Source organism: Lysobacter sp. GQ73 (assembly GCF_059758755.1).
Genome location: NZ_JCAXEE010000003.1, coordinates 303,758 through 316,862 on the forward strand (window position 1 = coordinate 303,758; position 13,105 = coordinate 316,862).

Below are 13,105 nucleotides of genomic sequence, written 5' to 3' on the forward strand. Positions count from 1 at the left end.
ATCTCCATCACAGTGTGATCTCCATGCCGTCCTCGGCGACTTCCCAGCCGTGCGCGGCGATGTGCGCGCGTTCCGGCGAGGCCTCGTCGAGCACCGGGTTGGTGGTGTTGAGGTGGATGAACAGCTTGCGCCGCACCTCAAGGTCGGCGAACGCGGCGAGGGTGTTGCCGCCGTCGTCGTCGCCGAGGATGTTCATATGGCCCATGCGCGCGCCGGTCTTGTGCCCGACCCCGGCGCGGATCAGTTCGTCGTCGCGCCACAGGGTGCCGTCGAAGAACACCAGGTCCGCGCCGCGCAGACGTTCGCGCAGGGCCGGGGTCATCGCCGCGCAGCCGGGAATGTAGAAGCAGCGTTGCGCGCCGTCGGAAATCTCCAGGCCGACGGTCTCCTCAGCCGAGCCGGTCAGGTCCCCGCCGCTGCGCGATTCCATGAACAAGGGCACTTTGCCGGGCACGCTGAACGGGGTCACGCGCAAGCCGAGCGGGGCGTCGAGTCCGGCCACCTCGAGCGGCGCGTCGAGGGTCAGCGCCTTGCGCGTCACGTACTGCGGGTCGAGCGCATCGAAGATCGGGTTGTCGCGCAGCAACTGCAACACGCGCGCGCTGGCCCACAGGTCGAAGCGCTGGCGTTCGCGCATCGACAGCAGGCCGGCGATGTGGTCGATCTCGCCGCTGGTCAGCAGCACCGCCTCGATCGGCGAATGGCGCAGGCCGCGCTGCGGCCACAGCCGCTCGATGGCCAGCACCTGCTGGCGGAAATCGGGCGAGGCGTTGATCAGCAGCCAGCGTTCGCCGTCGGCGCTGACCGCGATGCTGGCCTGGCTGCGGCGCTTGTGGCCGGGCTCCTGGCGCCAGGCGCGCCGGCTGCCGGGGGTGTTGCAATTCCACTGCGGATAACCGCCTCCGGCCGCCGCACCGAGCACGAGGATTTCCATCATCGCGGGGCCATCGGGCCGGCGTTACGACTCGCGCGCGTTGCGACGGCGGAAGCGGGCATGATTCAGAACAGGTCGCCGGAGGAGTACGAATTGATTTCGCAGCCGACCGAGATTTCGCGGATCTGAGGCTTGGACCAGGTCTTCATGTACGTTCCTCGCGTTGGGGAGTGGGGTCTTGCCGGGGCGGCGCAACCGCGGGCGATGGCTTGCGCGCATGGGCACCGCCGTGCATCGCGCAGGCCGGGCTGCGGAAGCCGCGGCTTGCGGCCGCGGCCGGAGCCGCGACCTCAAAACGATACACCCGCCCGGTGGGCGATGCCTGTGATTTCCAGCCCGATCGCGATGCGCGCGTTGCGGTGCCGGCGGCCTCGGCGCTGTCGCCGAAACGTGACGGCCGGGCTCAGCGGCGACGTTTGAACAGGTCGCGGGCGAGAACCCAAACCACGATCACGTTGATTATGAGAACTGCGATGGGCAGCCAGCCGGGATGTCGGTAAAGGGCATACAGGTCGATCGGCAGATACGCCGCCGCGCTCAGGCAACCGAGCCAGGAGGCCCAGGCCTTCGCCTTCCACAGGCCCCAGGCTTCGAGCAGATGCAGCAGGCCATAGCCGAGCACGGCGCCGGCAGCCAAGTGCACCGCATCGGGGTTGATCGCATGTGCGAGCCAGGCCAGCGAGCCGTGTTCGGGGTCGAGATGGAAGCGCCTGATGAGTTCTTCGATCCAGCGCTGCAACGGCGCCGGGCCGAGCAGCTCCAGTCCGCTCGCGGCGGACAGAGCGAGCAGGCCCTTGACCCCCTCGACCGCGGCGATCAGGTGCAGGCCCGGATGGGCCTTGGGGTCGCCGTCGTAGTGGGAGTCGGTCGGGGTCATCGGGGCGGGGCATCGTTCGGGCGGGGGCGGAACGCAGGTGAGGCGGGGCGGGGCGGGTCGATTCGAGGCGGGCCGGTGATCGCCGAACCGGCTGCGATCGAACTGGCGGAAGTCGAACTGGCGGAAGTCAAACTGGCGAAAACCGAACCGGTAAAGATCGGACATGACCGGATCGTGCATGGACATGCGCCGTTCGATCCCGGTTGCGCGTCAGGGTTCCCGCGCCGATGGGGCATTCGACGATCGGGCCGGTGCCGCAAAACGCGAAACGCGCGCCAGCGGCGCGCGTTTCGTGGCCCCGGCCTGTACCGCGCGAGCGGGACAGGCGTGTCGGGCGATATCGCCTCGATCGGGCGACGGCCGTGACGATCAGGCCGCGCGCGAGGCGCGCTTGCGATCGCTTTCGGTGAGGAACTTCTTGCGCAGGCGGATTTCCTTCGGGGTGACTTCGACCAGTTCGTCGTCCTCGATGAAGTCCAGCGCCTGCTCCAGCGTGTACTTGATCGCCGGGCTCAACTGGATCGCATCGTCCTTGCCCGATGCGCGCATGTTGGTCAGCGGCTTGGGCTTGATCGCGTTGACGGTCAGGTCGTTGTCCTTCGAGTGGATGCCGACCAGCTGGCCTTCGTACACCTGATCGCCCTCGGCGGCGAACAGGCGGCCGCGTTCCTGCAGCGGCCCAAGCGAGTAGGCCGGGGTGGTGCCTGCCGCATTGGCGATCATCACGCCGTTGATGCGCTTGGCGATCGGGCCGGTTTCCTTCGGGCCGTAATGGTCGAATACGTGGAACAGCAAGCCCGAACCCTGAGTGAGGGTGCGGAACTCGTTCTGGAAACCGATCAGGCCGCGCGCCGGGATCATGTAGTCCAGGCGTACGCGTCCCTTGCCGTCGGATTCCATGTTCTTCAGCTGCGCCTTGCGGGTGCCCAGCTTCTCCATGACGCCGCCCTGGTGCTGCTCTTCGATGTCGACCACCAACTGCTCGATCGGCTCCATCAGCTTGCCGTCGATTTCCTTGATGATGACTTCCGGACGCGATACGGCCAGCTCGAAACCTTCGCGGCGCATGTTCTCGATCAGCACCGACAGGTGCAGCTCGCCGCGGCCGGAGACCAGGAACTTGTCCGGGTCGGAACCTTCCTCGACCTTCAGCGCGACGTTATGCAGCGTCTCGCGCTCCAGGCGCTCGCGCAGCTGGCGGCTGGTCAGGAACTTGCCGCCGCTGAGCTCTTTGTTGCCGGCGAACGGCGAGTTGTTGACCTGGAAGGTCATGCTGATGGTGGGCTCGTCCACGGTCAGCGCGGGCAGCGCCTCCGGGGTGTCGAGCGCGCACACGGTGTCGGAGATCGACAGCTCGGCGACGCCGGAGATGGCGACGATGTCGCCGGCCTCGGCTTCCTCGGTTTCCAGGCGCTCCAGGCCCATGAAGCCGAGCACCTGCAGGACCTTGCCCTGGCGCTTCTTGCCTTCGCGGTCGACTACGCTGACCGGCATGTTGCGGCGGACCTTGCCGCGCTGGATGCGGCCGATGCCGATCAGGCCGACGAAGTTGCTGTAGTCCAGCTGGCTGATGCGCATCTGGAACGGGCCGTCGGGATCGACCTGCGGCGGCGGCACGTGCTTCATGATCGCTTCGTACAGCGGGGTCATGTCGCCCGAGCGCGCGGCGTCGTCGAGGCTGGCGTAGCCGTGCAGCGCCGAGGCGTAGACGATCGGGAAGTCGAGCTGCTCGTTGGTGGCGCCGAGCTTGTCGAACAGGTCGAACACCTGGTCGATGACCCAGTCCGGACGCGCGCCGGGACGGTCGATCTTGTTGACCACCACGATCGGCTTGAAGCCCATCGCGAAGGCCTTCTGGGTGACGAAGCGGGTCTGCGGCATCGGGCCGTCCATCGCGTCGACCAGGATCAGCACCGAGTCGACCATCGACAGCACGCGCTCGACCTCGCCGCCGAAGTCGGCGTGGCCCGGGGTGTCGACGATGTTGATGCGGTTGCCCTGCCAGGTGATGGCGGTGTTCTTGGCCAGGATCGTGATGCCGCGTTCCTTTTCCTGGTCGTTGCTGTCCATCGCGCGCTCGGCCAGCACCGTGCGTTCGGACAGGGTGCCCGACTGCTTGAGCAGACAGTCGACGAGGGTGGTCTTGCCGTGGTCGACGTGGGCGACGATGGCGATATTGCGCAGGCGTTCGATGGACATGCGATTGGACGCCGGAAGGCGCTATAGCTGAGGAAGTAAGCCGATCATTATAGCGGGCAAACATGGCAAATGCCGGCGGGGCGAGGATTTATTCGCCTCGGGGCCAGTTTTATGAACAGGGGCGGCGGCCTGGGCCGGCCGCCCGCGCGTCCAGGGCGCCCGGGCGGGGCCGACATGGGGCGGCGGGGCGCCCCGAGCCGAATCCGGCATCCTGCGCGGCCCGCCGGCGTGGTTGCGGCCGGCTCGCCGCGAACCGGCCGATTTCGCCCATCGGTTACCCTTGTGGATGGTCCCGGGCGCCGCCATGTCGGCTGCCGAATGCCCGTAGTCCCCATTCCCTCGCATCATCTGGAGTCCGCTGTATGAGCCTGATCGCCACTTTCGACACCGACCGCGGCCCGATCCGCGTCGAACTCGCCGCCGACAAGGCGCCGCTGACCGTCGCCAACTTCGTCAATCTGGCCCAGCGCGGCTTCTACGACGGCCTGAACTTCCACCGCGTGATCCCGAACTTCATGATCCAGGGCGGCTGCCCGCAGGGCACCGGCACCGGCGGCCCGGGCTACCGTTTCGAGGACGAAACCCGTAACGGCCTGGGCCACCAGCGCGGCGTGCTGTCGATGGCGAACGCCGGCCCCGGCACCAACGGCAGCCAGTTCTTCATCACCCACATCGTCTGCGACTGGCTCGACGGCAAGCACACCGTGTTCGGCAAGGTCCTCGAAGGCCTGGACGTGGTCGATGCGGTCAAGCAGGGCGACAAGATCAAGTCGGTCAAGATCGAAGGCGACGTCGCCGGCGCCCTGGCCGCCAAGGCCGAGCGCGTTGCCGACTGGAACAAGGTGCTCGACGAGAACGCCCGCGCCTGAGGCCCGGTGGGCTGCTTGCAGCCTCGCCACCACGTGCGGGACAGGAAAGACGGCCGCAAGGCCGTCTTTTCGTTTTCGGGGCCGCGCTGCCCAAGCCACGGCGATGTCGCGCCGGTCTACGCCGAAACGGCCGCCCGGGCAAAGCGGCGCGGCCGATCGGGTACCGCGAACGGCGGCGAAGACACCGCTGCGGGCCGGTAAACGGGCCGGCGCGAAGCCGGCGGCGCGGCGACGCTGTGCTACCATTTTGCGGCTCGAACCAGTGGTTCCGGCAGGCGTTTCCGGAGCATCGTTCTTCCGCTGCCGGGCACGCCGACGTGCCGCCACTGCCGTCCCGCGCACGCTCCTCTCCCGCACCAGCTCCGTCGCACACCATCCCACGAGGTTCAAGACGATGCCCCAGCTCGCCCGGCGCATCGGTCGCGCCAAGCCCAGCGCGATCATGCAGGTTGCCGAAAAGGCCAAGCGGCTCAAAGCCGAAGGCCGCGACATCATCAGCTTTTCGATCGGCGTTCCCAACTTCCTGCCCGGCGACCATGTCTACGCCGCCGTGCGCGACGCGCTGGCCAAAGACAGCGGCCAGTACGGCAGCAACCGCGGCGCCGACGCACTGCTGGACGCCTTCATCGAGCACATGGGCAAGATCGGCCTGACCGGCTACGGCCGCGTCAACGTGGCCACCGGCATCGGCGCCAAGCACGTGATCTACAACATCGCCGAAGCGCTGCTCGACGAAGGCGACACGATCGCGTTCCCGACCCCGTACTGGACCAGCTATCTCGACATCGCCGAGATCGTCAACGCCAAGATCGACCTGTTGCCGTGCCCGGCTTCGCAGGACTACAAGCTCACCCCCGCGCAGCTCGACGCCGCCCTGGCGAAGAAGCCGAAAGTGTTCTTGTTCAACAACCCGTCCAACCCGACCGGCATGGTCTACGGGAAGGAAGAAATCGACGCGCTGGCCGAGGTCGTGGCGAAGTATCCGGACACCTGGATCATCACCGACGACATCTACAACCGCATGGTGTTCGACGGCCTGGGCTACCACAACTTCGTGCATGCCCGCCCGGAACTGCGCGACCGGGTGATCTTCATCGACTCGCTGTCCAAGACCTACGGCATGCCGGGCTGGCGCGTGGGCTTCATGGCCGGGCCGGAATCGGTCGCCCAGGCCGTGACCACGATGAACTCCAACCACATCACCAACGTGCCCGAAGTGGTCACCGCCGCCGCGGTCGCCGCGCTGTCGGGCCCGCAGGACGTGCCGACCCAGAAATGCGCCGAGTTCCAGGCCAAGCGCGATCAGGTCATGGCGGTGATGAACGCGATTCCGGGCGTGGTCTGCCCGCGTCCGCAGGGCGCGTTCTACGTGTTCCCGGACATCAGCGTCGCCTTCGGCAAGACCCATGCGCCGAGCGGCCTGAAGATCGGCAACGACATGGATTTCTGCAGCGCGCTGCTGGAAACCAAGGGCGTGGCCTGCGTGCCGGGTTCGGCGTTCGGCGAGCCGCGCGCGCTGCGCATCAGCTACACCTGCCCGACGCCGCAGCTCGCGCCGGGCCTGCAGCGGTTCCAGGAATTCTTCGCCGAGCTCGTCTGAGCCCGGCGCGGTCCCATCACTGACGTAGCCAAGGAAAGCCCCGCATGCGCGTTCTTACCGTCCTGCTGATCCTCGGCCTGGCCGGCGGCGCGTATGCGCTGGCCTACAAGGGCGACACCGCCTGGTTCGCCACCCGCCAGGCGGAACTCAAACCCGACGACCCGCGTCACCAGACCGGCGACAAGCGCATCGTGATGCTCGCCGCCGACTGGTGCGGCTATTGCGAAAAGCTGCGCAAGGATTTCGAACTCGCCGACGTGCGCTACAGCATCATCGACATCGACACGCCCGCCGGCCAGCGCGCCATGAGCGCGGTCGGCGCGCGCGGCGTGCCGGTGACGATCGTCGGCCAGGAGATCGTCTACGGCTACGACATGGACGAGATCAAGGACCGGCTGAAACCGCTGGGCTACCGGCTCTGACGCGCCCTGCGCTTGCCACTCTCATTCACGATCACCTTGGCGGGCCCCGCGTCCGCACCATCGATCAACTAGCGAAGGAAACACCCCGATGAAGACCCCCGTCCGCGTTGCCGTCACCGGTGCTGCCGGCCAGATCGGCTACTCGCTGCTGTTCCGCATCGCCTCCGGCGAAATGCTCGGCAAGGACCAGCCCGTCATCCTGCAGTTGCTCGAACTGCCGCTCGAAAAGGCCCAGGCCGCGCTGAAGGGCGTGATCATGGAGCTCGAGGACTGCGCGTTCCCGCTGCTGGCCGGCGTGGTCGGCACCGACGATGCCGAAGTCGCGTTCAAGGACGCCGACGTGGCCCTGCTGGTCGGCGCGCGTCCGCGCGGCCCGGGCATGGAGCGCAAGGACCTGCTGCTGGAAAACGCCAAGATCTTCACCGCCCAGGGCGCGGCGCTGAACAAGGTCGCCTCGCGCGACGTCAAGGTGCTGGTGGTCGGCAATCCGGCCAACACCAACGCCTACATCGCGATGAAGTCGGCGCCGGACCTGCCGGCCAAGAACTTCACCGCCATGCTGCGCCTGGACCACAACCGTGCGCTGAGCCAGCTCGCCGCCAAGGCCGGCGTCGCCGTGGGCGACATCGACAGCCTGATCGTGTGGGGCAACCACAGCCCGACCATGTACCCGGACTACCGCTTCGCCAAGGCCGGCGGCGTGTCGCTGAAGGACAAGATCGACGACGCCGCCTGGAACGCCGACAACTTCATCCCGACCGTCGGCAAGCGCGGTGCGGCGATCATCGAAGCGCGCGGCCTGTCCTCGGCGGCCTCGGCGGCCAACGCCGCGATCGACCACATCCGCGACTGGGTGCTCGGCAGCAACGGCAAGTGGGTGACCATGGGCGTGCCGTCCGACGGCAGCTACGGCATCCCGGAAGGCGTGATGTACGGCGTGCCGGTGATCACCGCGAACGGCGAGTACACCCGTGTCGAAGGCCTCGAAATCGATGCCTTCAGCCGCGAGCGCATGGACAAGACCCTGGCCGAACTCGAAGAAGAGCGCGCCGGCGTGGCCCACCTGCTGGGCTGATCGCAGCGCGATCGCGATGCATGAACGGGGCGGCCTTGGCCGCCCCGTTCCGTTTGGCCCTCCGGGCGAGGCGCCGATCGTTTCGGGATCTTCTCGCGCTTGCGCGGCAAGCCCGCCCGCCGGGCCGGACGAGCGCGCGGGAAGCGCCCCCGAGCGTGTAGCATCGGTCCCGCTGCAAACTTCGAGGGGACCCCGTCCGATGAGCGAAACCCTGCGCCTGCTGATAGCCGACGACCACCCGATGTTCCGGGCGGCGCTGCGTTATGCGCTCGGCGAGATCGCCCCCGGCGCGAGCGTCGTCGAGGTGTCGAACCAGAGCGCGCTCGAGGCGGCCATCGGCAGCGGCGAGGAATTCGACCTGGCCATGCTCGACCTGATGATGCCCGGCGCGATGGGTTTCTCCTCGCTGGTGTACGCGCGCGGCGAGCGGCCCGAGTTGCCGGTGGTGATCATCTCCTCCAACGAGCACCCGCGCACGATCCGCCGCGCCCAGCAGTTCGGCGCCGCCGCGTTCGTGCCCAAGTCGGCGCCGACCGCCGTGCTCGGCGAGGCGGTCAAGGCGGTGCTGGCCGGCGACGTCTGGTTTCCGGCGCAGAAGGCCGAACGCGACGAACACGACGCGCAGCTCGCCGACCGCCTCGCGCTGCTGACGCCGCAGCAACTGCGCGTGTTGATGCGCCTGGCCGACGGCCTGCTCAACAAACAGATCGCCTACGAACTGTCGCTGGCCGAGAACACGGTGAAGATCCACGTCACCGCGATCCTGCGCAAACTCGGCTGCCATTCGCGCACTCAGGCGGCGGTGCTGGTCAAAGGCCTGTCTCTGGAAGACGAAGGCGCGGACTTGCACGGCTCGTCGGTGCAGTAGCGGCACGGAACCGAGGCGGCCGACGCAACGACGCGGCGACAACCGACAACGCGAAAGCGGCCGCGCAGTTTCCCTCTTCGGATAAGGGCAGGGGTTGGTTTTGGCTTCGCGATAAGCGCCAAGGCATCCCGCGCCACCGAGTCTCCTACCTGTCCCCCGCGCCGCGCCCCAGCAAGCGCATCGTCAACGCGCGCAGCGCGGCGGGTTTCAGCGGTTTGGGCAGGAAGCTCCAGCCGCGCTCGGTCGCGCGCGGCCGCAGGCTCGGGTCGGCGTCGGCCGACATCAGCACCACCGGCGGCATGCGCTCCCATTCGGCTTCCAACTGCACGGCCAATTCGAAGCCGGTGCTCTCGCCGAGCCGGTAGTCGAGCAATAGCAATTCGGGCATGGCGAGCGATGCGGCCATGTGCAGGGCGCTGGCGGCGTCGGCGGCGGTGTCGACGCGGCAGCCCCAGTCGCCGAGCAGCCGTTGCGCGGCCTGGCGCGAATGCAGGTCGTCGTCGATCACCCAGACGCGACGGCCGCGCAGTAGCGGGTCGAGGTCGGATGCGGCATCGCCGTCGACCGAGCCGGAAGACGCGGCCGCGGATGGTTCGGCTTGCGCGGCCGCGTAGGGGACTTCCACCGAGAACACGCTGCCGCGGCCCGGCCACGAGCGCACCGCGATGCGGTGGTCGAGCAACTGGGCGACGCGGCGCACGATCGCCAGGCCGAGCCCGGCGCCGCGCGGCGGCGCCTCGACCCCCAGGTCGAGGCGCTGGAATTCCTCGAAGATCAGCTCGAGCTTGTTGGCCGGGATGCCGGGGCCGGTGTCCCAGACCTCGATCCGCAGGCCGTCGCGCAGGCGCCGCGCGCCGAGCACGATGCGGCCGTCGCGCGGGGTGAACTGCAAGGCGTTGGACAGGAAGTTCTGCACGATCCGGCGCAGCAGTATCTCGTCGCTGTCGACCACTGCGGTGGAAGCGATGCAATGCAGGCGCAAGCCGCGCGACTCGGCCAGGATGCGGAACTGGCTGTCGATGGTCGCGAACACGCGCGCCAACGGCAGGGCGGCGCGGCGCACTTCGAGCGCGCCCGATTCCAGCCGCGAGATGTCGAGCAGGCTCGACAGGATGTCGTCCTGCGCAGCCAGCGCGGCCTCGATGTGGTCGGTGAGTTCGCGGCCGTCGGCATCGACGCGCCGGCGCAGCGACGACAGATACATGCGCGCGGCGTTCAAGGGCTGCAACAGGTCGTGCACCGCCGCGGCGACGAAGCGGGTCTTGGAGCGGTTGGCGCGCTCGGCCTCGCCCTTGGCGGTCTGCAGGTCGCTGGTGCGCTGTTCGATGCCGCGTTCGAGGCTGTCGGCGAGCGTGCGCAGGTCGCGCGCGGCCTGCTTGTAGGCGGTGATGTCGGCGTAGCTGGTGACGAAGCCGCCGTCGGGCATCGGGTTGCCGCGGATCTCGATCACGGTGCCGTCGGGGCGCTCGCGTTCGTGCAGATACGGCTGGCCGCGCTGCAGATGGTCGAGGCGACGGCGGATCGCCTCCTCGGGATCGCTGCCGAGCAGGCCGCGGCGGGCGTTGTAGCGGATCAGGTCTTCGATCGGCCGGCCGACCTGCAGCAACTCGGGCGGGTAGCGGAACAGTTCGGCGTAGCGCTGGTTCCAGGCGACCAGGCGCAACTGCGAGTCGACCACGCTGACGCCTTGCGGCAGATGCTCCAGGCTGTGGCCCTCGCCGAGGCTGGCCTGGCGTGCGGCCTGGACCACGCCGTCCTGCGCCGTGCGCAAGGCTTCGGCATGGTGCTCGACCATCTTTTCCAGTTCCTGCCGGCTGCGCAGGCGCAGGGTCGCGATGCGGTGGCGCTGCAGGATCAGCAGGGCCAGCGAGACCAACAGCAGCCAGCCGCCGGCGGCGACCGCGCGCGCGATCCACGCGGTGCGCAGGCTCGGCGTGGTGTCGCGCAGAAGATGCAGGGTCCAGTTCTCGCGCGGCAGGTGCAGCGACTGCCACAGCATCGGCTCGCGCATGGCCGGGTCGCGCAGGCGCACCACGCGCGCGCCGCCGCCGATGTCGCGCTCGAGCCGGATCGAGGCCTGGCGCAGGGATTGCCCCTGGTATTGGCGGGTCGACTGCAACTCGCGGCGTTGCGCCGGAGTCGGCGGCTCCAGCATGCGGTAGCGCCACTGCGGTTTCGCGCTGAGGAACACCACGCCGTTGGCGTCGCTCAGCAACACCAGGTCGCCGCGCTCGCTCCAGTCCGAGCGGATGTCTTCGAGTTCGACCTTGACCGCGACCGCGCCGACCGCGCCGCCGCGTTCGTCGTGGATCGCGCGGGCGATGAAATGGCCGGGGACGTGGGTGGTCACGCCGATCGCGTAGAACTCGCCGGTGCCTTCGGTCATCGCCCGCTGGAAGTAGGGGCGGAAAGCGTAGGAGTGGCCGACGTTGCTGTTGGCGCCGGCCCAGTTGCTCGCGGCGATGCCGATGCCGTTGCCGTCGATCAGGGTCAGGGTGCTGGTGCGGTTGGCGAAGTTGAGCTGGACCAGGCGCTCGTTGGCGCGCTGGCGTTGCGACTGGTCGCCGGGGTTGGCGAGAGTGGCGCGCAGTTGCGGATCGAGCGACAGCACCGCCGGCATGATCCGGTAACGGTCGATGTGTTGTTCGATGACCTGGGCGCGCTGGTCGAGCAGGGCGCGCGCCTCGGTGGCCTGGCGCTGCAGCGCCTGGGCATAGGCGATGCGCCCGGCGACCAACATCGCCAGCAACAGCACGGCCAGGATCGCGGCGATCCAGAGCGCGGTCTTGAGCTGGCGGGGGCGGGGGATCACGGTGGCGGGGCTCGCTGGGGCCTCGGGGCAAGACTAACCGGTTTGGGTCGCGGACCGGGGGCGCCGGTCGCCGCGGTTCGTGGTCGCGGCTTGGGCCGCTCCTACGCGGAAGCTGCGTAGCAAAGGCCAGGAACGGCGCAAGCCGCGAGCGCGTCACTGCGACGACGATGCGACGGTCCGTCAGCTGCGTACCGTCAGAAATGCACCTGCGCCCGCAGCTCCAGCACGTCGGGGTCCGCCGACAACACGCCCTTGTCGGCCGACACGCGCACGTAGTTGGCCTGGAACTTGAAATGCGTGGTCAGGTACCAGTTCACCCCGAGGGTCAGGTCGCGCTGGCGGCCGCCGGCGATGCCGCTGTCATCGAGGTCGAGCTCGCCGTAGCGCGCCAGCAGTTCCACCGCGCCATAACCGTGCGCCGGCTTGATGTTGGCGACGTTGTTGTTGCTGTAAGGCCGGGTCTCGCCGGTCACCACCCAACTGCCGGTGACGTAGTAGCCGTCGGCGGTGAAATCGCGAGCGCCGTCCTCGCGTTCGGCGCGCGCACGCAAGTATTCCGCCTGCAGCGACCAGGGGCCGTCGATCCACAGCGCTTCCAGGCCGTTGCGCACGATCCGGTCGGTATTGCGCAGGCTGCCCGAGTCGACCAGGCGCACCGGCGTCAGCCCGTTGCCGGGGCGCGCGCGAAAGCGCGCCGAGGGTCCGAAATAGGCGCCGCGGCCGTCGCGGAACCCGTGCGGGTTCTCGACCGAACCGGTCAGGCCCAGGTGCACGACACGGTTCTTGTCCTTGACCGGCGTCCACACCGCGCGCGCCGCGGCGGTGGTGCCCGGGTTGTCGCCCTGCAGGTCGTGGCCGAAGAAATACGCGGTGCCGACGGCGTAGCGCGGCCGTTCCAGCGACCACTCCACGCCGGTGCGGCGGCCCTGGAACATCGCCTGCGAAGCCGCCGACAGTTCCATCATGCTGCCCGTGCGCGAGGCCGCGACGCTTTCCATGCTGACCGGGGTCTTGAAGTAGCCGACCCGCAGCTTGCCGTAGTCGGCGCCGAACCAAGCCTTGGTTTCCAGGCGCAGGGCGACGTCGAGCCAGAGCTTGGACTCGAAGTCCATCACCGCGATGAAATCGTAGACGTCCTTCTTCTTCAGGCCGACGCCGAACTCGCGGCGCCGGTAGTGACCGTCGTCGCGTAGCGCGGTCGCGGCGGTGCCGTAGCCGCGGTCGCCGGAAAAATCGACCACGTCGTAAGCGACATTGGCGGTCGCCGACAATTCGGTGCCGTCGTCGAAGCTGTATTTGGTCGGCCAGTCGTCGAGGCCGGCGGCCTGGGCGAGGCAGGAAACCGACGACAGCAACACGGTGGACAGGGCGAGGGCGGGGCGGTCGGGACGCGGCATCGGGACGGGCTCCAGGGTCGTGCGGCAGCCGTCCTGGCAGCAGCGTGCCGTG

The 13,105-nt window shown here is 68.5% G+C and carries 11 protein-coding genes; 5 read left to right on the plus strand and 6 right to left on the minus strand.

Annotated features, from left to right (window positions below; all coding sequences use genetic code 11):
• Positions 1 to 7: 7 nt before the first annotated feature.
• The 4 genes from pqqB to typA form a co-directional block, all read right to left on the minus strand.
• Positions 8 to 934 carry a pyrroloquinoline quinone biosynthesis protein PqqB gene (gene pqqB / locus AC6CH2_RS11270; RefSeq protein WP_498269532.1) on the minus strand — a complete coding sequence of 309 codons (927 nt, stop codon included), beginning with the start codon at positions 932 to 934 and terminating at the stop codon, positions 8 to 10.
• Between the two features lie 65 nt (positions 935 to 999).
• Positions 1,000 to 1,083, minus strand: a complete 84-nt coding sequence (pqqA, locus tag AC6CH2_RS11275; RefSeq protein WP_036111709.1) for a pyrroloquinoline quinone precursor peptide PqqA — start codon at positions 1,081 to 1,083, stop codon at positions 1,000 to 1,002.
• Between the two features lie 254 nt (positions 1,084 to 1,337).
• Positions 1,338 to 1,811 (minus strand): DUF2127 domain-containing protein, encoded by a 474-nt coding sequence (locus AC6CH2_RS11280; protein ID WP_498269533.1) that lies wholly within the window; start codon positions 1,809 to 1,811, stop codon positions 1,338 to 1,340.
• Between the two features lie 369 nt (positions 1,812 to 2,180).
• A complete protein-coding gene (gene typA / locus AC6CH2_RS11285; protein ID WP_498269297.1) occupies positions 2,181 to 4,010 on the minus strand; it encodes a translational GTPase TypA in 1,830 nt (609 codons plus the stop codon).
• A gap of 362 nt (positions 4,011 to 4,372) precedes the next feature.
• Here typA and AC6CH2_RS11290 point away from each other — a divergent pair, with 362 nt between their 5' ends.
• The 5 genes from AC6CH2_RS11290 to AC6CH2_RS11310 all read left to right on the plus strand — a co-directional run bounded on the left by AC6CH2_RS11290 (position 4,373) and on the right by AC6CH2_RS11310 (position 8,844).
• Complete coding sequence (locus AC6CH2_RS11290) at positions 4,373 to 4,879, plus strand: peptidylprolyl isomerase (RefSeq protein WP_031373212.1); 507 nt, start codon at positions 4,373 to 4,375, stop codon at positions 4,877 to 4,879.
• A gap of 394 nt (positions 4,880 to 5,273) precedes the next feature.
• Entirely contained in the window at positions 5,274 to 6,479 is a 1,206-nt protein-coding gene (locus AC6CH2_RS11295; RefSeq protein ID WP_435394686.1) for a pyridoxal phosphate-dependent aminotransferase, read from the plus strand.
• A 44-nt stretch (positions 6,480 to 6,523) separates the two neighbouring features.
• Positions 6,524 to 6,901: a glutaredoxin family protein gene (locus tag AC6CH2_RS11300; protein WP_441330716.1), complete on the plus strand. Its 378-nt coding sequence runs from the start codon at positions 6,524 to 6,526 to the stop codon at positions 6,899 to 6,901.
• A gap of 88 nt (positions 6,902 to 6,989) precedes the next feature.
• Entirely contained in the window at positions 6,990 to 7,976 is a 987-nt protein-coding gene (locus AC6CH2_RS11305) for a malate dehydrogenase (protein ID WP_498269298.1), read from the plus strand.
• Positions 7,977 to 8,175: 199 nt separating this feature from the next.
• On the plus strand, positions 8,176 to 8,844 hold the full coding sequence (locus tag AC6CH2_RS11310) for a LuxR C-terminal-related transcriptional regulator (protein ID WP_498269299.1): 669 nt from the start codon (positions 8,176 to 8,178) through the stop codon (positions 8,842 to 8,844).
• Between the two features lie 145 nt (positions 8,845 to 8,989).
• Here the strand turns inward: AC6CH2_RS11310 and AC6CH2_RS11315 are convergent, their stop codons facing one another.
• Both AC6CH2_RS11315 and AC6CH2_RS11320 read right to left on the minus strand, forming a co-directional pair.
• Entirely contained in the window at positions 8,990 to 11,653 is a 2,664-nt protein-coding gene (locus AC6CH2_RS11315; protein WP_498269534.1) for a hybrid sensor histidine kinase/response regulator, read from the minus strand.
• A gap of 197 nt (positions 11,654 to 11,850) precedes the next feature.
• Positions 11,851 to 13,053, minus strand: coding sequence for an OprO/OprP family phosphate-selective porin (locus AC6CH2_RS11320; protein WP_498269300.1), 1,203 nt, complete (start codon positions 13,051 to 13,053; stop codon positions 11,851 to 11,853).
• Positions 13,054 to 13,105 lie beyond the last annotated feature (52 nt).